Origin of the sequence: Streptococcus sp. DD11, from assembly GCF_001578865.1 — a bacterium.
GTDB lineage: Bacteria > Bacillota > Bacilli > Lactobacillales > Streptococcaceae > Streptococcus > Streptococcus panodentis.
In genome coordinates this window covers 114,485-116,033 of record NZ_KQ969396.1, presented here as the reverse complement: position 1 = coordinate 116,033, position 1,549 = coordinate 114,485, and the positions used below count along the sequence as shown (strand labels likewise).

1 protein-coding gene and 1 pseudogene are annotated in these 1,549 nt (G+C 47.6%); both read left to right on the top strand.

Annotated elements, in window-relative coordinates; genetic code table 11:
* A pseudogene (locus tag STRDD11_RS10010) lies at positions 1 to 873 on the top strand (hypothetical protein); the annotation flags it as partial.
* Positions 874 to 1,370: 497 nt separating this feature from the next.
* Positions 1,371 to 1,549, top strand: a 179-nt coding sequence (locus tag STRDD11_RS14600; protein WP_128837318.1) for a TIGR04197 family type VII secretion effector, incomplete at its 3' end; no start/stop codon positions are given.

The window sequence follows — 1,549 nt, the reverse complement described above, 5'->3', positions numbered from 1 at the left end:
CCAGCCTCTTTCTTTCCGCCTATGGAAGCCTTTTACCATTTTATCATCAGTCCATTTGAGTCAGCCTCGCTCATCGGTATTTCAGCTTGGCTGGCAGCAGCAGCTATTCTTTTTCTCATCGTCAAAGTCAAGGTTATTCCTGAATTTTACGAAGCAGCCCTGATGACCGGCTCTGCAGCAGGTAAGCAGGAGCGCGTGCGAGACATCAATGTTGATGATGCCAAGAATTTAGGGAAATTTGCCTGGCGCTATCATATCCGGCTCTTGAGTGAAGGTTCTGTCGTCATGCAGACCATTCTGATGTCGGCTGTTCTTCCCTATCTCTTCATTATCAGTATAGTCATGGGAGTTATGAGAAATCTTCCCTCCCTTGCTTCCTATCTGACACCACGTTTTCTGCTGCCGATGATTCTGCTGGCTGTTTTCATTGCCACGCTCAATTCCGGCGGCAATAATCTGACGGCCATTGGGATTTCACTGGAAAGGGAAAACTTTGACTATCTCAAAGTTCTGCCCTTTGACCTGGAAAAGTACATCCGTCTGAAATTTTGGTATCTCTTTGTCCTCCAGTCTGTGCTGCCGGTTGTTTTGCTGCTGGCTGTCAGTTTATTTCTTGGTGTGCACCCCATTACGCTCATCACCATGCTCTTAGTCTGGTTTTTCGCCAGTCTGATCTGGAGTTCCTGGGGCTATCATTATGACTACAAGCACCTATCGACCAACTGGTCCAATGTCACAGAATTGCTGAACCGGGGCAACAGCATGGTTAAGACCCTGCTGGCTCTGCTGATTACCATAGGAATGGTGATAGCCATTGCAGTTCTCTTCTTCCTCTCCCTCAGCCTGCCGGCCCTGATCCTTTATCTGCTGTAGGCGGCCTTGGTCATTCTGCTGGGTCTGCTGGCCTTGCTCAGCTACCGGCATACAGGAAAAATTAAACACCGAATTGGCGGTCTTCTATTAAAGTAAACAATCCTCAGAGAGAAGAAACCTTCTGAGGATTTTCTACTGCTCTTGACGAAACCAGCCCTAAGGGCGCAGTTGAGTCCTAGAGCAGTGGATGCAGTTTTGTCCATTAGGACAAAAGCTGTAAACTCTGAAAGCCTCTTGACGAAACTAGCTCAAAACCTCTGGGGGAGGTTTTGAGGCTGCGTGCGAAACAAGCCTATAGAAAATGAACTCCCTTTTTCTTTAAACTATGATATAATGAAAGGGTAAATATTGAATCGTGCAAAGGAGTATGTAATGGGCACTATTAAATCCAATATCGTCATTTAGTTTATCTTTTATTACGTCGTTAACTCACCTTGCCGTACTCCAGTACAGCCTGCGGCTCGTTGCCTAGTACTAAAAGCAAACTAAAAGACTATATGATATCAGCTAGCTCGGCGATCAGCGAGCTGGTCGGGCTGGACACCGGCGCTGCGCAAAATCTGCAGGTGGAGTTTGCCTATACGGCTGAGATTGCTGGGATGGAAGCCGGACGTCAGGCGGCCAACAGGATGCTACAGGCGGTTTCTGACTTTAGTGCGGCTGTTCTCACGCAAGC